This window comes from Rhizobium sp. 18065, from assembly GCF_902706095.1.
Lineage (GTDB): Bacteria > Pseudomonadota > Alphaproteobacteria > Rhizobiales > Rhizobiaceae > Allorhizobium.
This window is the reverse complement of the sequence record NZ_CACSJP010000009.1, coordinates 115,252-136,507: the sequence shown is the minus strand read 5'-3', so window position 1 is coordinate 136,507 and position 21,256 is coordinate 115,252. Positions and strand designations below refer to the sequence as shown.

At 58.4% G+C, this 21,256-nt stretch carries 21 protein-coding genes; 5 read left to right on the top strand and 16 right to left on the bottom strand.

The genetic code is table 11. The features are described 5' to 3' along the window. Window positions 1–142: 142 nt before the first annotated feature. The 4 genes from GVK95_RS19775 to coxB are packed head-to-tail and all read right to left on the bottom strand — an operon-like array spanning window position 143 to window position 4,642. Entirely contained in the window at window positions 143–781 is a 639-nt protein-coding gene (locus GVK95_RS19775; protein WP_159952404.1) for a cytochrome c oxidase assembly protein, read from the bottom strand. Further along, on the bottom strand, window positions 778–1,161 hold the full coding sequence (locus GVK95_RS19770) for a hypothetical protein (protein ID WP_159952403.1): 384 nt from the start codon (window positions 1,159–1,161) through the stop codon (window positions 778–780). The genes GVK95_RS19775 and GVK95_RS19770 overlap by 4 nt, the downstream gene beginning before the upstream one ends. Further along, on the bottom strand, window positions 1,161–3,668 hold the full coding sequence (gene ctaD, locus GVK95_RS19765) for a cytochrome c oxidase subunit I (RefSeq protein ID WP_159952402.1): 2,508 nt from the start codon (window positions 3,666–3,668) through the stop codon (window positions 1,161–1,163). The genes GVK95_RS19770 and ctaD overlap by 1 nt, the downstream gene beginning before the upstream one ends. Then, window positions 3,665–4,642, bottom strand: coding sequence for a cytochrome c oxidase subunit II (gene coxB, locus GVK95_RS19760; RefSeq protein ID WP_159952401.1), 978 nt, complete (start codon window positions 4,640–4,642; stop codon window positions 3,665–3,667). Before coxB ends, ctaD begins: the two co-directional genes overlap by 4 nt. Before the next feature lie 325 nt (window positions 4,643–4,967). On the opposite strand from coxB, the gene GVK95_RS19755 reads away from it, so the two are divergent. Both GVK95_RS19755 and GVK95_RS19750 read left to right on the top strand, forming a co-directional pair. After that, entirely contained in the window at window positions 4,968–5,477 is a 510-nt protein-coding gene (locus GVK95_RS19755; RefSeq protein WP_159952400.1) for a cytochrome b/b6 domain-containing protein, read from the top strand. A 54-nt stretch (window positions 5,478–5,531) separates the two neighbouring features. Beyond that, entirely contained in the window at window positions 5,532–6,146 is a 615-nt protein-coding gene (locus GVK95_RS19750; protein WP_159952455.1) for a substrate-binding domain-containing protein, read from the top strand. A gap of 521 nt (window positions 6,147–6,667) precedes the next feature. On the opposite strand, the gene trbI is transcribed toward GVK95_RS19750, so the two are convergent. Genes trbI through GVK95_RS19690 form a run of 12 tightly spaced genes read right to left on the bottom strand, consistent with a single transcriptional unit; the run spans window position 6,668 to window position 16,778 of the window. Beyond that, window positions 6,668–7,966 (bottom strand): IncP-type conjugal transfer protein TrbI, encoded by a 1,299-nt coding sequence (trbI, locus tag GVK95_RS19745; protein ID WP_159952399.1) that lies wholly within the window; start codon window positions 7,964–7,966, stop codon window positions 6,668–6,670. A gap of 14 nt (window positions 7,967–7,980) precedes the next feature. Then, on the bottom strand, window positions 7,981–8,418 hold the full coding sequence (gene trbH, locus GVK95_RS19740; protein ID WP_159952398.1) for a conjugal transfer protein TrbH: 438 nt from the start codon (window positions 8,416–8,418) through the stop codon (window positions 7,981–7,983). Between the two features lie 3 nt (window positions 8,419–8,421). Further along, window positions 8,422–9,234, bottom strand: coding sequence for a P-type conjugative transfer protein TrbG (trbG, locus tag GVK95_RS19735; protein ID WP_159952397.1), 813 nt, complete (start codon window positions 9,232–9,234; stop codon window positions 8,422–8,424). Between the two features lie 16 nt (window positions 9,235–9,250). Beyond that, window positions 9,251–9,913: a conjugal transfer protein TrbF gene (locus tag GVK95_RS19730; protein ID WP_159952396.1), complete on the bottom strand. Its 663-nt coding sequence runs from the start codon at window positions 9,911–9,913 to the stop codon at window positions 9,251–9,253. Window positions 9,914–9,934: 21 nt separating this feature from the next. Next, on the bottom strand, window positions 9,935–11,083 hold the full coding sequence (trbL, locus tag GVK95_RS19725) for a P-type conjugative transfer protein TrbL (protein WP_244618835.1): 1,149 nt from the start codon (window positions 11,081–11,083) through the stop codon (window positions 9,935–9,937). 34 nt (window positions 11,084–11,117) lie between these two features. After that, the gene (gene trbK, locus GVK95_RS19720) at window positions 11,118–11,294 is read right to left on the bottom strand and encodes an entry exclusion protein TrbK (protein ID WP_159952394.1); all 177 of its coding nucleotides are present in this window, start codon (window positions 11,292–11,294) and stop codon (window positions 11,118–11,120) included. Next, a complete protein-coding gene (trbJ, locus tag GVK95_RS19715) occupies window positions 11,288–12,046 on the bottom strand; it encodes a P-type conjugative transfer protein TrbJ (protein ID WP_244618834.1) in 759 nt (252 codons plus the stop codon). Before trbJ ends, trbK begins: the two co-directional genes overlap by 7 nt. Before the next feature lie 16 nt (window positions 12,047–12,062). Next, a complete protein-coding gene (locus GVK95_RS19710; RefSeq protein ID WP_159952392.1) occupies window positions 12,063–14,519 on the bottom strand; it encodes a conjugal transfer protein TrbE in 2,457 nt (818 codons plus the stop codon). Between the two features lie 10 nt (window positions 14,520–14,529). Next, entirely contained in the window at window positions 14,530–14,814 is a 285-nt protein-coding gene (locus GVK95_RS19705) for a conjugal transfer protein TrbD (RefSeq protein ID WP_159952391.1), read from the bottom strand. Next, on the bottom strand, window positions 14,811–15,188 hold the full coding sequence (locus tag GVK95_RS19700) for a TrbC/VirB2 family protein (RefSeq protein WP_159952390.1): 378 nt from the start codon (window positions 15,186–15,188) through the stop codon (window positions 14,811–14,813). The genes GVK95_RS19705 and GVK95_RS19700 overlap by 4 nt, the downstream gene beginning before the upstream one ends. Further along, window positions 15,178–16,149 carry a P-type conjugative transfer ATPase TrbB gene (gene trbB / locus GVK95_RS19695; protein ID WP_159952389.1) on the bottom strand — a complete coding sequence of 324 codons (972 nt, stop codon included), beginning with the start codon at window positions 16,147–16,149 and terminating at the stop codon, window positions 15,178–15,180. Before trbB ends, GVK95_RS19700 begins: the two co-directional genes overlap by 11 nt. Before the next feature lie 2 nt (window positions 16,150–16,151). Beyond that, on the bottom strand, window positions 16,152–16,778 hold the full coding sequence (locus GVK95_RS19690; RefSeq protein WP_159952388.1) for an acyl-homoserine-lactone synthase: 627 nt from the start codon (window positions 16,776–16,778) through the stop codon (window positions 16,152–16,154). Between the two features lie 754 nt (window positions 16,779–17,532). Between GVK95_RS19690 and repA the strand changes: the two genes are divergently transcribed. The 3 genes from repA to repC all read left to right on the top strand — a co-directional run bounded on the left by repA (window position 17,533) and on the right by repC (window position 21,133). Then, the gene (gene repA, locus GVK95_RS19685; protein WP_159952387.1) at window positions 17,533–18,768 is read left to right on the top strand and encodes a plasmid partitioning protein RepA; all 1,236 of its coding nucleotides are present in this window, start codon (window positions 17,533–17,535) and stop codon (window positions 18,766–18,768) included. Further along, complete coding sequence (gene repB / locus GVK95_RS19680; RefSeq protein ID WP_159952386.1) at window positions 18,765–19,763, top strand: plasmid partitioning protein RepB; 999 nt, start codon at window positions 18,765–18,767, stop codon at window positions 19,761–19,763. Before repA ends, repB begins: the two co-directional genes overlap by 4 nt. Window positions 19,764–19,918: 155 nt before the next feature. Further along, on the top strand, window positions 19,919–21,133 hold the full coding sequence (gene repC, locus GVK95_RS19675) for a plasmid replication protein RepC (RefSeq protein ID WP_159952385.1): 1,215 nt from the start codon (window positions 19,919–19,921) through the stop codon (window positions 21,131–21,133). Window positions 21,134–21,256 lie beyond the last annotated feature (123 nt).

Genomic DNA, 21,256 nt, shown 5'->3' with positions numbered 1-21,256 from the left:
TCTCCGCCTGCCCTGTCTTGAAGGTGGTCGGGTCGTCGTCATGCTGTCGTCGGCAATGGTCTTGCTTCCTCTCGTTCGCATGCAAAACACAACGTCTGGAGAGACCTGTAGTTTCCGACATTTTCCTAGAGTTTTCACTCGTCTATTGCGTTCCGATGCTGCCGCCAATCCTTGGCCGCGGTTCTTCCAGCAGCCGCGCGATCAGCACCAGGCCCCCAACCAGATAGACAATCGCGCCGATCAGCAGCATGATGACCCCGCCAAGCTGCTGATCTTGCCCCGCGTTCAGGACAGTGCCGAAGCAGGTGACATCGCCCGCGCCGTACAGAGAGCGCGGACTGAGCGCCAGAAGCGCACCCAGCAAGGTCATATGGATAGAGGTGAGCAACAGCGCGCCAGCGCCTGTCAAGGCGTGCTTGCGTTCGCCCTGCTGGGTGAAGCTTGTGGCCCAGAGGAACAGACCGACAAACAGGAAACTTGACTGTTCAAGAATGGTCACAGCAAGGGATGCTTGCGTCGCGGCGCGCATTGCGGGCGCATGCCACCCCCAAACCGCCAGAAGCTCGAGCAGCGAGGCGACGACCGGCAACGCCGTCGGCATGGAAGCACCGATCTGCCAGTGCGTGGGTAACCCAATGACGATCAGCGGCGCGGCGACAGCGACGACGCCCATATGTGCGACCATACCCGAAGCGAAGGACCCGCGCCATGCGCCGAGAAGTGGCCCAAGCCAGATCAGGGCGAGAAGCAGTAGACCGATCGACAGCGCAACTTGCCTCATCGCAGGCATTCCGTGATGAAGAGAGCTGGCATCGCCGTGAAAATCACGGCAATGAAGCTCAAGCCTGACAAAAGCAGCGTCGCGTAGCCCTGGAAGAACACGCGCTCGCGGCGGGTCGGATTGTCATGTGGAGGGGCGCGGGAACCAAAGCCCCATTGCCGCCAGGCAAGAAGAGCGGCAAAAACGATCATGCAGAGCGAAATTGTCGTCACTATAGCGATGCCGATGCGTAGATTGTTGAAATCGTCGGCGAACAGTTGTGGCTTCTCACAAAAAATCGCAGCGCCAATGTAGCAAGCGAGGAAATGCAGAGCCCAGACCACCGGCGAGGTGAACAGCGTCCACAACGTCTCGATCTGGCGGGGTAGCAGGCGCCACATTAAAGAGCCTCCGGAAACAGGCCTACAACCACAAAGGTGACAAGCGCCGTCACCAGCATGAAGTGCCAGTAGAGTGCCACGTTATGAAGTTCCATGTCATGTTGCGGGGTCAGTCTGCCTGCGAGGCTGCGCGCCAGACAATAAAGTTGCATGATGATGCCAACCGCTCCATGCACGGTAGCCCAGATGACCAAGACCCAAACGATCGCCGGGTAGACATGGGCAGTCGGGTCCATGCTTGTGGACCAGGGTCCGGCGAGAGCTGCCGCACACCCCAAAGCCGACACAAGAGCGCCAGCAAGCAGCAAGAACCGCGCGGCCCATATTGCTCCACGCCGGTTGGTTTCACGGGCTCCAAGAGTAGCTGCCCAAGCGCCCGCAAACAGGGCGAGCGCCGTGAGCGGCCAGATCATACCCGGGCCACCTACCCCGCCGGTGAAATCCTCATGTATGGTCCAGAAGAAGAAATAGCCGAAGACGAGGCTGGCGAAAGCCGTGCCGTCGCCGGTCATGGTAATAAACATGGCCCACCAGCCCACCGACTTGACACCGGACGCATAGATGGGAAGGCTCAGACCTCGTCCGATGTCTTTCTCTGCCTTTTCCGGAATTTCACCGGTACCGGTCCAGAGCCACCAGATGATGGCCGCCAAAAAGGCTATCGCTGCAACGAGGGCGATCAGCCACCATTTGAAAGTGAGTGCTACGAACACCGCGCCCAGTGTCACCGCACTGATGATCGTCACATAGGAGGTGCCGCCGACCCGCAAAACCTGCTCCGGCGCCGCATCGAGCACTGAGGTGACAAGCGTTTCGCGACGGCCTTCCCTGGCGTCGGATAAATACCAGTGTCCCGCTTTCACCTCCTCTGCGAGATTGGGCTGATCCCAAAGCGGATAGCGGCTCTCGATATGCGGGATTGAGCGCACGCCCCAGTTTTCCTCCGGTTCGCTTATCCATTCCAGCGTGCCGGCGCACCAGGGATTGTCTTTGCCGCGAGGCTTGCTTTTCCGATTGAGCGTCACATCGACCACGACAGCGAACATGCCAATGCCGAGAACCACGGCACCCATGGTAGAAATCAGGTTCAACCAGTCCCAACCCAGATTTGCCGGATAGGTGTAGACGCGTCTCGGCATGCCGCGCAGCCCGGACAGATGCATCGGGAAGAATGCGATGTTGAAGCCTGCGAACATAAGCCAGAATGCGAAGCGGCCTACCCGAACGGACATCTGTTTTCCATCGATCAGCGGATAGTAATAGTACAATCCCGCAAAGACCGGGAACAGCATGCCGCCGATCAGCACGTAATGCAGATGAGCGACGATGAAATAGCTGTCGTGGGCCTGCCAGTCGAAGGGCACCAGCGCCACCATAACGCCTGTCAGCCCACCCATGACAAAAATCGCGAGACCACCCATCGCAAATAGCATCGGCGTCGACAAGATCACTCGACCCGCAAGCATGGTGGCAATGAAAACAAAGATTTGCACTCCAGTCGGAATCGCAACTGCGCCGGAAGCGGCGGAGAAAAAGGCGAGCGAAATCTGCGGCAGGCCAGTCGCAAACATGTGGTGAACCCACAGGCCGAAGGACAGAAATCCGGTTCCGACTGCGGCAAGCACGATCCAGGAATAGCCGACAATCGGGCGTCCGGCGAAAGTTGGGATAATCATGGCAAGAAGGGCGATCGCCGGCAGGAAGATGATGTAGACCTCGGGGTGTCCAAAGATCCAGAACAGGTGCTGCCAGAGCAAGGGGTCGCCGCCGCGCTCGGGGTCGAAGAACGGCCAATCGAACATTCGCTGCAACTCAAACAGCAGGTCGCCTGCGATAAGCGGTGGAAAGGCAAACAGGATCATACCAGCGACGATCAGCAGGTACCAGGCAAAGAGTGGCATCAGGTTTACGCGCATGCCCGGTGCGCGGCACTTCATAATACCAACAATGAGTTCGACAGCGGCAGCGAGCGATGCGACTTCGATGAAGGAGAGGCCGAGCAGCCAGATATCGGCACCGATGCCGGCTTGCTCGCTGGTGGCGAGCGGTGGATACATGAACCAGCCGCTGTTCGGTGCTGCTCCGAAGAAGATCGAGCCGCAGACGAAGACGCCACCAATCAGGAAACTCCAGAAGCCGAATGCACCCAATCTGGGAAACGGCAGTTCTCGCGCACCCAACATAGGCGGCAGCAGAAAGATTGCCACCGCCTCGAAGATCGGCACCGCGAACAAAAACATCATCACGGTTCCGTGCAGCGTATAGACCTGATTGTAGGTGTCGGCGGAGAGCAGATCGTTCTCCGGTACGGCGAGTTGAGCTCGTATCAGGAGCCCGAGCAGGCCTGCAAAAAGCATGAACGCAAAGGCGGTGGACCCGTACCACAGGCCGATTTGGGTGTTATTGACCGACGTCCAGTAGCGCCAACCCTCGGGTGTGGCCCAAACAGCCCTGAGGTTAGCTTCCTCTGCGGCCTTGTCTTGGTCAGGTGGTGCAGCTCCGCTCATTGCAGACCTTTCAACCAAAAAGCCATCGCGGCAATGTCATCTTCCGGCAGATCGAGGTAGGCTGGCATCATGCTCCCGGGTTTGATGGCGCTCGAATGGGCGATAAAACGCCCGAGCGCGTCCGGGTCATTTTTGACCTGTCCAGCGCCGAGAGTAAGGCGTGACCCGATGTGCGAGAGATCTGGACCGGACGATCCTTGCGCCTGCGTTCCGTCGATGCGATGACAGGTGCCGCAATCTCTTCCGAGGAATAGGTCCCGGCCTCTTGCATCGGCCTCAACGCCCGCCGACGGTGTTGTGCGCGCGTTCAGCCATTCGTTGAAGTCGGTCGGCTCCATGACAAACACTGGAAACGCCATCAGCGCGTGTGCGACACCACAGAATTCGGCGCATTGGCCACGGTAGATTCCAGCCTCCGTAGCGAGCAGGGACAGGCGGTTCACACGCCCTGGGATCAAATCCATTTTTCCGCCGAGCGCGGGGATCCAAAAGGAATGGATCATGTCGGCACTCGTCAGTGAGAATTCTACCCGCTCGCCGACCGGGAGCCTGACTTCGTTTGCCGACACAACACGTTTCCCGTCAGGCAGGTGGTAGACGACACGCCACCAGAACTGATTGCCGACCACTTCGACCCGCAGGCGCGCAAAATCGCCAAAGGCAAAGGGACGTAGCGTTGGCATGAGCCAAAGTGCGAAGGCCAGCAAGGCGGTCAAGACAGTGACGGGAAAGACCACCCCCGCCCAGAAGATGAGCTTGCCAGCGGTCTCCTCTGAGACAGGTCTGCGTTTCCGGCGCGATGCATAGAGCGCCAAAGCGACGACAATGCCCCAAATCGCACCGCTTCCGACGGTCATGACCCAGAACAGCGTTGCAACTTGACGGGCCTCTTCTCCGGCTGGGTCTAGCGCCGACTGCACTCCACTGCATGATCCAAGAATGGGAAGAACCGCCAAATACAAGACGACGTGCATTGGTCCAGCGCCTGATCGAGACGCCAGATAGATTTGAGTTGGCCACAGTGTCGCATTTCTGCTGATGGGGCTCTCCGTAATTGGCGCGCGATGGGGACGCTATAAGCTTCAATTTGCCAAAATGCTTTTCAGAACACTTAGTTCCAGTCTGAGCCGGTTTTTGACGGGAAAAGCGCCTCATCTCGGCAAGGCGCGGAACGATGTGACCCATCGGGCGTTGTCATTGCCTGACGCGCCCATGGCTCATCAGGGCCGCGTGTAGTGTGTAAATTCACACAGGGCGTCTGCTAATGGCGGCGAACAATCTCTGGTGGGGGTAAGACTCTTGGCGATTGACCGGAAAATTGCAGGCTATTCGCGGATTCAGATAGCCCTCCATTGGATCGTCGTGTTTCTGGTCGCCTTCCAATATTTGACGCATAAAGGCATCGAGCTTTCATGGACCGCCTTGGCTCGCGGCAACCCCGCACCGTCAGACCAGACGGTGCTGACATATTTGCATATTGCAGCGGGTGCCCTCGTTACTATCGCTGCGGTTGCTAGAATATATTTGCGTTTCACTCGCGGAGTCCCCCCGCCGCCCCAAGATGAGCCGCATGTCATGCAGCTTATCTCGGAGCTTGTGCATCGCGTGATCTATGTCCTACTGCTGCTACTTCCGGTTTCAGGCGCGGCCGCCTGGTTTTTTGGGATCGATCAGGCCGGCTTGGTGCATGCTCTCCTGACCAATGTTCTGCTCGCTGCTATCGTTCTCCATATAGCGGGCGCGCTATTCCAGCATCTGATCCGGCGCTCGCAGGTTATGATGCGCATGTTCAGGCCGGAGCGGCTATAAACGGCCTTTCGAAGTAAGCCATGGCGATGACAGCCACGGCGAAGTAAGCGGCGAATTGGTGGCCGCCGGGAAAGGGGTATCTCGATCGTCTCCGATTTTGCCCCGTCAATCCGCACAGCCTATGTCGGTCTCGACAACCAGTCAGCCGGACGTACTGCAGCCTACTTGCTGGGTCGCTTCTGCCGGGAGACCGAGGGCAGCGTAGCTGTGATTGCCGGCAGCCGCATCTACCGGGCCCATACCGAACGGGAAATGCGCTTTCAGAGCCTGATAGAGGAGCAATTCCCGAAGTTGCATATCGTCGGCCTTCGCGAGGGCCATGATGATCGCGATGAGAACTATCGTCACACGCTGGCTTTGCTGGACCAGACGAAGGACCTGGTCGGCATCTACAATGTCGGCGGCTCATCGGATGGCATCCCGCGCGCCCTCAGGGAGCGTGACTGCGGCGACAAGGTGGTCTTTATCGGTCATGGGCTGAGCACCGATACCCGTCGCCTTCTCCTCGATGGCACAATGGACGCGGTGATAAATTCTGATCCGGACCTTGTCATTACAGCAGCCCTTGCCGCTTCCAGCCCGGCTCAACCGGATCGATCCGGCAATGGGCTTTCCGTTGCGCCGTTAAAGATGGATATTTTTCTGCGAGAGAACCTGCCATCCAGATAGAATCCAGAGCGCTGGACATCGCCGATCAGTCTTCGACGATCAAGGCTTGGATCTGTTTAGATGCCCCGTGGCAGCTTCAAAGAGCAGAGCAGCTGGACGGACGTCTTGCTTCGACGGCCCCAGCCCGTCAATCTGCCCCTGCTCGAGAGCTTCGTCGTCTGTGATTTTTGAGCTGGCGTCCTGACCGAGCGGCTCAGCCGGAATATCGGTATCGAGATCAAGGCCTCCGCGACTGCTACGGCGGATGTTTGCCTGAGCACGCCGGCTGCAGGCTGTCGTCGATGAACGTTTCCTGCGTCGCCTTGTCCTGCACGATCATGACCGCATTATGCCTGTCCCAGATCGCTGGCACGCAGCCCCTCGTCGATCCCGTAGCCCATCTGAAGGCCGTTGAATTCTAGAGCGGTTGACAGTCATCGAAAGAGACTGCGACTTTGCAGAAAAATTTCCCCCCGCAAGATTGTGACACGCCAACCCGGTTCAATTGCGCAGCCGCTGATCGGCGTGGGCGAACGCATGTTTCATTCGCGATAAAGGTTCGGGAAAATTAGATCCTGATCGACCAGAACGTTGAATTTGTACGCAGGTCTGATCCTGATCGTCGGCTGGACATTGAGGTTTTTTGAGATGGTTTGCTCGGCCACCCGGCCGAAGCTCTCGGCAAAATTCCGGCGCGCTGCGTCCGAAGCCGTATCCTGCGTGGCCAGCGTCGAGCTCTCCGGCATCGACATATCGATCCCCGTGCCGATGATGGCAACAAGCGCGGCAGAGCCGAACGTGCGCCAGAGATGACGATCGACCTTGTCCCTGAAACCGCCATACCCCTCGGCATCCGTGCCCGACATGCCGCCGATCTGAAGCGTTGAGCCGTTTGGAAAGATGAGGTCGGTCCAGACGACCAGAACACGTTCCTGGCCAAACGACACCTTCGAATCATATCGGCCGAAGAGCTTTGCTCCCTGAGGGATCAGGAGCCGATAGCCGGTGGCGCTGTCATAGACGTTCTGGCTGACCTGGGCGGAAATCCGGCCGGGAAGATCAGAGTTCAGGCCGGTGATCATAGTCGCCGGAATGACCGATCCTCGCTTCAACTCGTAGGGCGATAGCTGGGGGACCACCTGGTTCGGGAGATAGCCGAGATCCTTGATGTCCTGGTTGAAAAAGTCTTCCTTCGACATCTGGCCATTTTGGTCAATATTCTGTCCGGTCAAACCCGACTTCATCGCAGCGCTGTAGAGATCGGATGCACTGTTCGTCGTGGCCGTGAGCGGCAGACGAGCGTCGCTGCTGCTCTCGGATGCGCTCTTCTGCACCTCAGAAACATCCACCTTCAGCGGTGAATCGAGCGCAGTCGCTCGTGCCTGCAGCCGCGCCATCCTTTGACGCTGTGCCTCCCGAAGGATCTGCTCGTCCTGTTCCCGTTTCAGCCGAGCTTTCCACTCCGTTTCAGTTTCGAGTTGTGAGCGGCGTTCTGTCCGGACTTCGCTCTGGCGCTCCACGGCCGGCTCCCCTGCAGGCTCGCGTTCGACAACCACTGGTGTCGGCTGAAACACCTCTCGGCTCTCTGGCTCGCCTATAATTGCGTCCGACACGCCGCGCTTGAGCTGATCGCCAAATGTGGTCGCCAGTGAATTGGAACCGGTGTCGAGTTCATTTCCACGGCTAAACGATAGACCGCGCCAAGAGAGGCCGATGATGACGACGCCGAAAAACAGCACGATAACGACAATCGCGACGATGATCGGAAGCCGATTTAGGCGCCGCATGCTCTGTTGATCGTCAGCATTGCCCGTCGTGCCAAGCTGGAGCGATTGAACCATGCTCTCCCCTCCCCTCAGTTTCGCTGCATGATCGAAAGCGGACTGGCGGGCGTCGCGCCCGCTGACGTTGCTGTATAGGCCCGGCCGAGGGCGATGGCCGGTGTGCTGACACGCGCGAGGACCTGTCCGTCAAAGCTGTCGATCGACCACGCGACCTCGACCGGTTTTTGATCCTTGCCGACTTTTCCATCGGCGATGACCGTGTATCCCCATCCCTTCAGCGCTGCCTCAAGGGCGATGGCGTATTCGGAAGTATCATTGTCTATTTTGAGGGTCGTGGTGCCGGCCGGATCGACCTGTTCGGCAAGGCGGCTTGCCATGTCGCCGGCGATCGCGCTTGCGGTGGCGCCAGTGACGGTGATCGGAGTGGAATTTGTGGTCAGGGTTTCATCCGCAGTCTGGCAACCGGAAAGGACGGTAGTGATGATGATGGCGGCGATTGTCTTCTTCATCGGTCAGCCTCCGCGCCGGATGGTTATTTTCTGCTGGCGCCAACCAACCCCGGAGACGAGCACCGCCTTGTCGACGGCGTAGTCGACGATCATCATGTCGTTTTTCATGCGATAGTTGACGATGCGGTTCTGACCGCCGCTGACAACGAAGAGCACTGGGGCGTCCTGACCCGAGATAGACCGAGGAAACTGAATGTAGGTCCTGGCGCCATCGGAGTAGACGCGCTTTGGTCGCCACGACGCACCGCCACTGACTGAATAGGAAAAGTTCAGCTTGTCGGGAGCGATTCCAGGAATGCCGCCTGTCTCAAGGCGCGCATTGATATCCGCCAGCTTGGTCGAGACATCCTCCGGATATTCAAAGCCGATCCGGGCCATATATTGGCTGGGATGGGATTTAAGCTGGATATGATAGGTCCGCCGAGATGTTGTCACGACCATCGATGTAACAAGGCCAGCTTCGGACGGCTTGACGATGAGGTGGATCGCCTGCCCGCCGGTCGCGCCAGACGTCGCCGGTTCGACCTTCCAGCGGACCGTGTCACCGACAAGCACATCACGGACGATCTCGCCCCCTTGCATCTCGATGTCGCAGACCTGAAGTGGCGAGCAGACGACAGAGGGCTGGGTCTCGCCGAACAGGAAGATGACCTTGCCATCGGGGCCGGTCGTGACCAGACCGGACGTGCCCCGCCATTTTCGAGAGATGTCGGTGCCTTTCACCTCGTTCGAGGTCATGCTCTGCGCGATTGCGCAGTCCGCAAGGACGAACCCGGCCATGCAGCCGACGGTCGCGATCAATCCTGTTTTGTACATGTCTTTTCCTCTGTGCTTAAAGCTGTGCGGTCCAATCGAAGTCCTGGACATAAAGACCGATCGGGTTGAGGCGGATGATCGCCTCGTCCTGTGGGGCGGTCAGCGCGACGGTTGCGATGCCGCGAAACCGGCGCGTGCCGGTTTCCTTGCCCTTGCGGTCGCGCTCATATTCGGTCCAGTCGATCTGGTAGGTCTGGTTGGAGAGTGCGACGATGTTGTTGACCTCGATGGCGACGGTCGATGTCTTAGCCTTTTCGAACGGAGAATTGCCGCGAAACCAGGCATTGATCTTCTGGGTCGAGGGATCCGAGGTTCTCAAGAGCGCATAGGTCCGGTCGATGTATTGCTTCTGCACCACCGCATCCGGTGTGATCGACTTCAAGCTCGTGACGAAATTGCCGAGTGTTGCGCGAACGACGCGGGCATCGGCATATTCGATCTGCTGGGGGAAGCCTGCCGTCACCGAGGTGCCGAGCTTGTCGACCTCGACGATGTAGGGCACGAGTTTGACCTGCGTGCTGAGATACATCGCATAGGTGAAGCCAATCACGGCCATAGACAGTCCAAGAATACCGACGATCCGCCATGCGCGCGCGGCCTGGACATAGGAGCCATATCGTTCTGTCCATTCCTGCCGCGCGGCAAGGTAAGGGCTGTCGGGTGGCCGGTTTGCTGCCATCGCTTTTTGCCTTCCTGATGATTACGTGTCGTTTCGTTCTGGCGGAGTTCTAAGGCCGCTTTGACCGGTGCGGGCCTGATCGAGCTTGGCGTTGGCAAGCCCCATGATCGAGCCGGCATAGGCTCCGGGTGAACCGATCGCCTTTTCCTTGGCAGCTGAGCCGGCCGCCTTTCCGGCCGATCCGATCCCGGCGCTCATGCCACGAAGTGCCGCGCCCGCCACAGAAGATCCTGCAGCGCGGGCGGACTGAGTTGCAGCAGCGCCGGTTCCGGCGGCGCCAGCGGCGAGCGATGCAGCACCAAGCGCGAAAGATGCTGCCTGCCCACCGTGACGAATGGTTTCCATTCCGCCCGTGACCGATGCCCCTTGAACAAGGCCCTGGATGATGTTCGGGACGTACATGGCGACAATGAAGACCACGACTGCGATCCCTGCGATCGCCAATGCGGACTGGAATTGGTCTCCGACGTCAGGCCGGCCCGCGAGGCCAATCAGGACCTCGGATCCAATCCGGGAAATCATGACCAGGGCCATCAATTTCATGCCGACCGAGAACGCATAGATCAGGTAGCGGATGGCAAAATCCTTGGTGAATGACGAGCCTCCCAATCCGAGCATGATCATTCCCGCGAGCAGACCGAGATACATCTCGACCATCACTGACACGAAAATCGCGGCAACGAGCGAAAATGCGATCACCGTCACGACCATCGCAAAAGCCGCTGAAATTGCGAGCGCGTTGTCCTCGAACAGGCCGAATTGCACCTTCTCTGACATCTTGGTCGCAACGGCCAAGCCTGCGTTGAAGACATCGGCCGGCGACGCCGTGCCTCCCCCCGCGCCGATTTGGAACAAGCTATCGACGACCGCCTTCGCGAAGGTCGGCCCTTGCTCGAGAACGAAGGCGAAGAAGCCGACGAATATGATGCGCCGGACCAGTTCGGCGAACCAGCTGTCGAGCGACGCGGCCTGAAGCGCCAACCATACGGCAGCTATCCCGATCTCGATCCCTGCGAGGATCCAGAACAGGGACCTGGCCGCATCCATGATTGTGGTTTCCCAACCCTTGGCGGCAGTGGTGATCTCGTTCTGGAGGGCAGTTAGGACCGATCCCTCCTGCGCAATTGCGGGCTGGAACGATATGACGATGAATGCGACGGGCACCACCATGGCCCTGATGTTCTGAAGTTTAGAGGTCATGCGATCACCACTCGATCTTCATCTTATCGCCGCCCGACGTCGGATGCTCCTTCGTCGACCCGAAAAACTTCTCGCGCCGTTCTTGCGCTTCCTGTCTCTCCGAGATCAGGAACCAGAGGCCCGTTCCTCCGAGAGAGATGACTGCAGCGGCGATGGCCAGGATCAGTTTCGTTCTCACCATTCCACCTTCATCTTTTCGCCGGCGGATGTTGAGGGCGCGGCAGATTTGAAGAATTCCTCTCGCCGGGCCTGGGCGAGATCCTTGTTCGTCTGCTCGGACTGGAGCCACGTCCCCATCATCGTCGTCTGCTGCGAGACAAGACCGCGCAGCTTCTGCATCTGGGAAACCTGCTGGGCTGCGATCTGGTGTCCGACCTGGAGCGCCTTCATCTGGCCATCGGCCGACTCCGATATGGATCGCAGCGAGTCCATCGTGCCCTCTTCCGTATCGAACTGGTCCGCAGTCAGGCTTGCCGCCTTCAGCGTGCTGCCGATCGTGTCCCGGTTCGTATCCGACCAGATCTGATAGGTGTTGGAGAAGGATTCAGCATTGGGCAGGTTGGTTTTCAGGTCCGCATAGCCCTTGAACCGCTGCTGAAGGACATCGTCAGCATTGCCCATGGAAAACGAGATGCTTTGTCCTTGGTCGACGATATCGCGAAGCCGATTGAGATCGCCTTCGACCTGGCCCCAGATGTGGTCAGGGAGCTGGGCCGTGTTCTGCAGCATGTTCTCGTAGATCTTTAGCTGGTTCTGGATCTGCTCTGCCAACTGGGTGATCTGGGTCAGCTGGTTGTCGACCTGCAGGCCAGAGCTTTTTAGAAGGTCGATGAGTTGCGCATTGTTGGCGAGCTGCGTCCATTCCGTTGCGGCGCCTGTGGCGGCTCCCGCGTGAGCGAAGACAATTGGCGACAGCGCAATCAGAGCCGTCATCGTTGCGACGCCCCAGTTATGGGGCTTTGAATAGCGATGCGGCATCGTGAACTCCTCTTATTTCAAGCCAATGGGCCGGCCAGTCTTGGCCATGGTCCGCCTTCAGCTCCCGGATGCGCTTCAGGTCTTCCTTCCCGGATGCGCCAACAAAGCTCAGCGCCACTTGTCCGAGTGACATGTCGAAAAGTCGGCGCCCATCCGGTGTGGCGACGTAGTATTCGCGCTTGGGAATGGCGCTTGAGACAATCTCGATCTGACGCTCGTTGAAGCCGATCCGCTCATAGAATTCGCGGGTACCCGGCTCGCGTGCGGCGCCGTTGGGCAAGCAGATCTTTGTCGGGCAGGATTCCTTCAGTACGTCGATAATCCCGGAGCGTTCGGCGTCGGAGATCGATTGGGTCGCTAGAACGACAGCGCAATTGGCTTTGCGCAGCACCTTCAGCCATTCCCGGATCTTGTCGCGGAACACCGGGTGACCAAGCATCAGCCATGCCTCATCCAGCAGGATCAGGCTCGGCGAGCCGTCGAGCCGTTTTTCGATCCGATGGAAGAGATAGGTGAGGACGGGCACCAGATTACGCTCGCCCATATTCATCAGCTGCTCGATCTCAAAGCACTGAAACGTCCGGAGCGTCAGGCCGTCCTCTTCCGCGTCGAGAAGCTGACCCATCGGGCCATCGACGGTGTAGTGATGCAGCGCATCCTTGATCTCGCGCAGCTGCACGCCACTGACGAAGTCCGAGAGCGACTTCCCGGGCGCGGTCGCCATCAGTGCAATCTGGCGTGAGATCGCATTGCGATGGTCAGGCGTGATGGTGACGCCTTGAAGGGCGACGAGCATTTCAACCCACTCGGTCGCCCAGGCCCGATGTCCATCCGTCGAGAGATCGAACAGCGGGCAGAATGCCAGAGCCCTCCCCTCCCCGGATGGGTCGTTGCCGATCTCATAGTGATCGCCGCCGGCAGCAAGCGTCAGCGGGAGGAGCGAGTTGCCCTTGTCGAATGCAAAGACCTGGGCGAACTCGTAGCGACGGAATTGCGCGGCAATCAGTGCGAGAAGGGTCGATTTGCCCGAGCCCGTCGGCCCGAAGATCAGGGTGTGCCCGACATCGTCGACATGCAGGTTGAGGCAAAATGGCGTTGAGCCCGAGGCCACTTGCATCAGCGGTGGCGAGTTCGGCGGATAGAACGGGCAGGGCGCCACCGGATTGCCCGACCATACTGAGTTCAAGGGAACGAGGTCGGCGAGGTTGCTTGTGTTGATCAGCGGCTCACGGATGTTGGCGTACCAGTTGCCGGGCAGGCTGCCGAGGAAGGCATCGGTCGCATTCAAAGTCTCGACGCGCGCTCCAAAGCCCTCGGCTTGAAGCAACCGCCGGATAGCTTCTGCCTTTTCCTGCAAGGCTTCGCGGTTTTCATCGAAAAGGATGACCACAGGGGTATAGTAGCCGTAGGCGACGAGCTGCGAGGACGCCTGGGCTATGGCATCCTCGGTCTCGGCGACCATCGTCATAGCGTCCTGATCGAGCGATCGGCTCTGGGTTTGGAAGAGCTGGTCGAAGAAGGGGCGAACCTTCTGCTGCCATTTCTTTCGGGTGCGTTCGAGCTTCTGGCGTGCCTCTTCCGCATCGAGGAAAATGAAGCGCGACGACCAGCGGTAGGTCAGCGGCATCAAGTCGAGATTGTTGAGGATTCCGGGCCAGCTCTCCGCCGGTAGGCCATCGATGGCGACGACAGCGAGGAACCGGTTCTCGACCTTCGGCGTCAGGCCATGCTCCAGCTCCGCCGTTACCAGCCAGTCGAGGTACATTGGGACCTCAGGCAGGCGAACCGGATGGCTCTCCCCCGTGATGCAGAAGCGGACAAACTGGAAAAGCTCGTCGTAGCGCGCTGTCCTCTCCCCTCCCCTTTCGCGGACTTCGCGCGTCTGCATGCGGGTGATCGACAGAGTGTTGGCCAGATATTGTTCGATTTCCCGGATGGCGTTGCGAAACACGAACAGGACCGTGTCCGCATAGGATTTCTTCCGGCTCTCCTCGTCCGAGTAGATGTATTTTGCAAACGCCGTCTTCTTCGACTCGAGCGGCCGATAGGTCAAAATGATCGCATGCTTGCTCTCGAAGTGCCCCTGCTCTCGCCCGAAATGGCTCCTGCGCTCCGCATCGATCGCGCGGGTGACAGGGTCCGGGAAATGACACTGCTCTGGAGAAGGATATTCGACCGTCGGCACCCGGATTGCTTCGACCTGGATCATCCAGCCCGTGCCCAACCTCGACAGGATCGCATTGATCTGCCGGGAGAGCTCGTTGCGTTCGAGGTCGGTGGCACTTTCGGTGTCCGGGCCGGCGAAGTACCAGCCGGCCATCAGGCTCCCGTCCTTCAGGAGCAAGACGCCGTTGTCGACCAGGCCTGCATAGGGGACCAGGTCAGCGAAGGACGGACCGGTGGCGCGGAAACGTTTGAGGACAACCATCAGGACACCTCTAGTATTTTCGCCATGGCGCCGTCGTCGGCCGGTAGTGATACTTGTAGGAAATGTGCCTGATATAGACCTGTCGCATCAGCGGATCAGACTTGGCCATCATGCGAAGCAGGCCGACGATAACGATCCAGACTGCTACGCCAAAAAGCGCGGAATAGACCGTCAGCACGACGAAGATCAGGATTACGGCCGCAAGTCCGGTGATCAACACCAGTTCGCGGTCAGCGCCCATCAAGAGGTTTGGTCGCGACAGGGCGCGGTGGATGCGATTGCGGTGGAGGCTCATCGGGCCCCCTCCCCTTCGCCGTGCGGAACAAGTTGGCTGACCGGTTCCTTTGGCAAGCCGATTGAGGCGCCGGTGGCACCGAACAGACCCACAATCGTAGTGGCACCGAGCAGAATGCCTGCGACCAGGACGACGTACATTAGCCTTCGGGCGAAATCGTTGAGCTCGCCACCGAATATCAGCATGCCGCCGGCAATCGCGACAGCAGCCAGTGCGATATAACCCGCGACCGGGCCGGTAATGGATTCCTGGATCTGCTCGAGCGGTCCTTCCCATGGGAGACTTCCGCCGGAGCTGGCGAAAGCAGGCGTTGCGGCCGCGATTGCTTTGCCGGCGATCAGCATGAGGGCGAGGAAAGACTTCTTATGCTGCATCGCGGTTATCCTCTGCGTAGGGTTTGGTCTGATACTGGCCGTCTGCAAATCGGGTTACGTGAAGGATCTCGCTGATCCGCCGGCCTTTGGCCGTTCGTTCAATCGAGATGATCAGATCGATTGCATCTCCGATGACAGCCTGCATTGGCTGGTGGCTCACCTCTGCAGTTAGTTGCTCGAGACGCTGGAGCGCGGAGCGCGCGCTGTTCGAGTGGATCGTTGCGATCCCTCCGGGGTGCCCCGTGTTCCAGGCCTTCAACATGGTGAGTGCTGCGCCGTCACGGACCTCTCCAACGATGATCCGGTCCGGTCTAAGGCGCATCGTGCTCTTCAGGAGACGCGACATGTCGACGGCGTCGCTGGTGTGCAGGCTGACTGCGTTCACAGCGGCGCACTGGATCTCGGCGGTATCTTCCAGAATGACAAGTCGATCATCTGGTGAGCTTGCCACGATTTCAGCGAGGATTGCGTTGGTGAGCGTGGTCTTGCCCGAGCCCGTGCCACCGGCAACCAGGATGTTGAGCTTCAAGGCAATGGCGCTGCGAATGAACTCCGCATGCTTTGATGCCATAACCTTGCTGGTCACGTAGTCATCTAAAGGTATGAGACGGGACGCGCGACGACGGATGGTGAAAGATGGTCCGGAGACCACCGGTGGCAGCAATCCTTCAAATCGGTGCCCACCGATTGGCAGTTCGCCCGAAACGATTGGGCGATCGTCATCGACCTCCGAGTTCAGAACATGGGCGACGCTACCGATGACGGTTTCCGCGGCAGAGCGTGTCATCTCGCCAGCCGCTGCCATACCGTGACCAAGCCGTTCGATGAACAGACGCCCATCAGGGTTGAGCATGATCTCGACGACACCAGGGTCTTCGAGTGCGACGCATAGATGATCTCCCAAGGCGTTTCGAAGCTTGCTGACAAGTCGCGGCAGCGAGCGGTTCTGGCTGTTGATCATGATCAAACCGCCTTCTCTTCAAGGCGTACGAAGTGCGAGGAATGGCTGTTGGGTCGGAGCGGATCGAAGCTTTGTCGGTCGGCGCGCACGACGCCAGCGATGCTTCCCGTTTCATTGATCTGTGACGGCCGCCACATACGGATGAAAGGCCAACCGGCTCGACGAAAAATGCCATCGAGCCGGAGGTCTGTTGCCATGCCGATTTCGCGGTAGCCGCTGCGGATGCGCCACTCAGCGATTTCGGCGGACATCAAGAAGATCGCCAAATGGAGACCGCCCTGCTCCCAGTCGGCAATCGCTCTGGTATCGACGCAGGAGCGAGAACTTTCGATTATTCTCCGAGGCGTAGACCGGTGACCTGCTGACAAACGCTGCGGAAAGACGTTTCGCATCCTTGATCCGCCTTCTACTGATACGGGGAGTGCACAGCCGACAGCTGCATCAGTCGGATCCCGGTAAGAAAGGTAGGCGGTGTTCACTCCGTCGAAAGTGTCGGCTTGCACACCGAAGCCGAACCCGACTTTCCGTGCCCGCAGCCCTGAAAACATGCGGGCGCACAGCCGGTACATTTCGTGGATGAGACGCTTTTCAACTTCGCCCTTTGGGCTCTTGAAGGCTATGACGCGCATCGAGCAAATCTCCCTTGCATTGATGACGCGATAAGATTTGCCGGGGCAAGAAACTTCGATCTACTGGCAAAAGTGTTAGTGAGTGATTCTCGTTGTTCGGGTGTCCAGCGCGGATTGAGCCAATACTGAACCGCGGACGTTGACTAGCAAAAGTGTTAGTGGGCTTGATGCGCGATTTCTAACGCGCAAGAGGCAACACGTCGGAATCATTTATGAAAAGTGGTTTTCGGTCAGACCGACCTTGCACTGACTGGTGCACGTTGATGGTTTGTCTGCTCTATTTTTCTTGCCATGCTGTGTGGGTATCGGGTGATTGTCACGACAATTGGATCAAATCCTCATGATGGCAAACAATCCAAATGAACGTGAAAATCGCCGCTTGAGAGAAAGGAAGGAGTTGGTTTTTGTTCTTTCCCTCCACGACTTAGGGAAATCGAATCTCGCATCGTGAGTCGCACTGAGTCGCAAAATGAGAGGGCAAAAACTGAAAGAAGATGGACAGGACACGGATATGAGACGGGGATGCGGTTTTTCGACACTTTTTCCTCACCACATCACTAGGCGGGTGTGGTGCTACCAAGGCCTTGAATAGAAACAGTAAAGATCGAAATAGCCGGAACGGGAATCGGATTATTTAAGGAAACATTAACCTTAAAGAGCTTGCCCGGCGAACGTAAACGGGTCTTATTCGTCGTGTGCGGACTTTGGTCATTTTCTGGCCTCGATCCGCAGGCGAGGCGAAACAGGCGAGAAGATGACGAATACTGCAAAGGCTGAGATCAAAAAGACAATCACGCTGCGCTCGAAGATCACGGCGCATGCGGCATCGCTTTCGGCCAGACTGCAAGAGCATCAATCGAATATTTTCCCTCCCCACGCCCGTAAGGGAATTCGATCGTTCACACCATCGGAAGCCGCTAAACTTCTGGGAGTAGCCGAGGGTTACCTTCGCACCGCCGCAGTTGGACTGGAAAAAAAGTCGGCCAAAGAAGGCGAGCACGAATTCAGCCCGGCACTGGCCGGCGGCCGACGGATGTATTCCGTTCATGATATCGCAGCCATGCGGGCACATCTGGACAAACCCGCACGTTCGACCGGCCGCTATGTGCCTCATCGGCGCGAGGGCGAGGAGCTTCAGGTCCTATCTATCATGAACTTCAAGGGTGGATCGGGCAAGACGACGACGGCTGCCCATCTTGCGCAATATCTTGCATTGCGTGGCTACCGCGTGCTCGCCGTTGATCTTGACCCACAGGCCAGCCTTTCGGCTCTTTTCGGCAACCAGCCGGAATTCGACGTTGGCCCAAATGAGACAATCTACGGTGCGATCCGATACGATGACGAGCGCCGGCCGATCCAGGAGATCATTCGCGGGACCTACATCCCCGATCTTCACATTATTCCAGGCAATCTCGAACTCATGGAATTTGAGCATGATACGCCCAAGGCTCTGCTTCAGCGCAAGCCAGACGACGTGCTGTTTTTTGCCCGGTTGCAGGCCGCGATCCAGGAGATTCGTGACGACTATGATGTCGTGGTCATTGATTGCCCTCCCCAACTCGGCTTCCTGACACTTTCGGCGCTGACGGCCGCGACATCGGTCCTTATAACTATCCATCCTCAAATGCTGGACGTCATGTCGATGAACCAGTTCCTGGCGATGACAAGCGCACTACTCGGCGAGATCGCTGATGCGGGTGCTGAGGATAGCAACAACTGGATGCGCTATCTGATCACCCGTTTCGAGCCAACCGACGGACCACAGAACCAGATGGTGGCATTTCTTCGCTCCATGTTCGGCGAGGATGTTCTGGTCAATCCTATGCTGAAGAGCACGGCCGTATCGGATGCAGGAATAACCAACCAGACCCTCTTTGAGGTTGAGCGCAGCCAGTTCACTCGAACGACCTACGACCGGGCTCTGGAATCGATGAACAACGTCAACGCCGAGATCGAGGGTCTGATCAAGGCGACATGGGGTAGATCATGAGCCGCAAAAATCTTCTCTCCTCGCTCAACGGCACCGCAAAGCCTGACCAGCCTTCCGCGCCACCGCCATTTTCCCGTCCACATCTCGATGCGGCAAAGTCGAAACCGATGGCGGCCGTCACCAGGTCGCTTGGCGATTTGAATGAGCGGAGCCGTCGCGCCAACGAGATTGAGCGCAAACTGGCCGAGGGCCAGTCTGTTGTAGAGCTGGACACTGCCGCGATCGAGCCGTCTTTTGTCCGCGACCGCATGCCGGGCGACGTCGATGGTCTGCGTGCATCCATTCGCGACCAGGGTCAGCAAGTGCCTATTCTTGTCCGGCCCCACCCAGATGAGCCGGGCCGCTATCAGGTCGCCTTCGGCCACCGGCGGCTGCGTGTGGTGTCGGATCTGGGCCTGCCGGTCAAAGCTATCGTCCGCGAAATGACGGATGAACAGCTCGTCATCGCACAGGGCCAGGAAAACAACGAGCGCGAGGACCTGACCTTCATCGAGAAGGCGCGGTTCGCGGCGCGGCTCAAGGATCGTTTCTCGCGTGAAACCATCATCTCGGCCATGTCTGTGGACAAGGCGGATCTCTCGAGGATGTTGAGCCTCGTCGAATCCCTGCCGGCGGAGCTCATCGATGCAATTGGGCCCGCCCCGGGTGTCGGGCGAGGTGGTTGGCAGCAACTCGCCGACTTGCTCGACAAGACCCCTGCCCTTCCGGAAGCATTGCGATTTGCCATGTCGGATGCGGTCCAGGACCTACCGTCTGCAGACCGGGTCAAGGCGATGATTGCACAGCTGAAGCCGCGTCGCGTCGAACGCGGCGCACCGGGTATCCTGTCGACGCCGACGGGGACACGCCTGGCGCTGGTCAAGGATGGCCGTGGCAAGCTTGAAATTTCAATCGACAAGAAGGCCACGCCGGAATTCGCGACCTTCGTGCTCGAACTATTGCCTGGGCTCTTCGCGGAGCATCAAGCTGAGAAACTGAAGAAGAAGGAAGCGTAATCGCAAAAAGAAAAGGCCCCCAAAACGTCGCCGTTCCGGAAGCCCAATCTGTGTCCTAAGCAAGCACAGAATCGCATTTCCCGGATTCATCGTCAAGAGTCTTTGGCACCGTTTTGGTGAGCGTTTTTCTTTTGCCTGCTGAAAGGTGAAAGACAATGCAAACGGGAAGTGTAACGACGCCCTTTGGGCGGCGGCCGATGACGCTTGCGCTGGTGCGTCGGCAGACGCAGACAGCCGACATCAAGCCGGGCAAGGCCGTGGATAAGTGGAAGGTATTCAGGGATGCCTCCGCAGCGATCGAATTGCTTGGTATCCAGTCGAACAGCTTGGCTGTTCTCGATGCGCTGCTAACGTTTCATCCAGACAATGAACTCCGGCAGGACGGGCAGTTGGTCGTATTCCCATCGAACGTTCAGCTGTGCCTGCGGGCCCATTCGATGGCTGGCGCCACGTTGCGTCGCCATCTCGCCGTGCTGGTCGATGCGGGCTTGATCGTGCGTAAGGATAGCGCCAATGGAAAGCGATACGCAAGGAAGGACGGCAAAGGGGAGATCGAATGCGCCTACGGCTTCGATCTGTCGCCGCTTCTGGCGCGTTCGGAGGAGTTGGCGCATATGGCCCAGCAAGTCATGGCCGATCGCGCAGCGCTCAGGAAGGCGAAAGAGAGCTTGACGATTTGCCGCAGAGACGTCCGCAAGCTGATCACGGCTGCAATGGATGAAGGCGCGGAAGGCGACTGGCAGGCAATTGAGGACATGTACGTCGCACTGGTCGGACGTATCCCTCGTGTTGCACCACTGGCAACGATCGGGGAAATACTTGACGAGATGCAGATGCTGCGGGAGGAAGTTCTCAATCGGCTGGAAGTTCAGGATTTTTCAGGAAAATCCAGCACCAATGATGCCCATAACGAGCAGCACATACAAAATTCAAATACCGAATCTATAAATGAACTTGAACCAAGCTCTCGAAATGAGCAGGGGGTGAAGCCGAACCCAGCCCGCCAACCAAGTACCGAGACGCTGAAGGCATTCCCGTTGGGGATGGTGTTGAAGGCATGCCCACAAATCACCGACTATGGGGATGGCGGTGCGATTGAGAACTGGCGCAGCATGATGAAGGCGGCCGTGGTGGTGCGATCTATGCTTGGGATCAGCCCGTCGGCCTACCAGGAGGCCTGCGAAATCATGGGGCCGGAAAACGCTGCGGTGGCTGTGGCCTGCATCCTGGAGCGAGCAACGATGATCACGTCGGCTGGAGGATATCTCCGCGACCTGACCAGACGAGCGGCGCGCGGCGAGTTTTCGTTGGGGCCGATGATCATGGCGCTGATCAAGGCAAGCGGGCAGGAGCGGTTGCGGGCGGGCTAGTGGTTGGTCGCTCCCAACCTAGCTAACTATATGGAAAAACGTGCTTTCTGGATTTTAAGTTCAAACAGGGTTGGCGGTTCTTGGGACGAGAACGGACAATACTCCAAAAATGACATGGTGCCT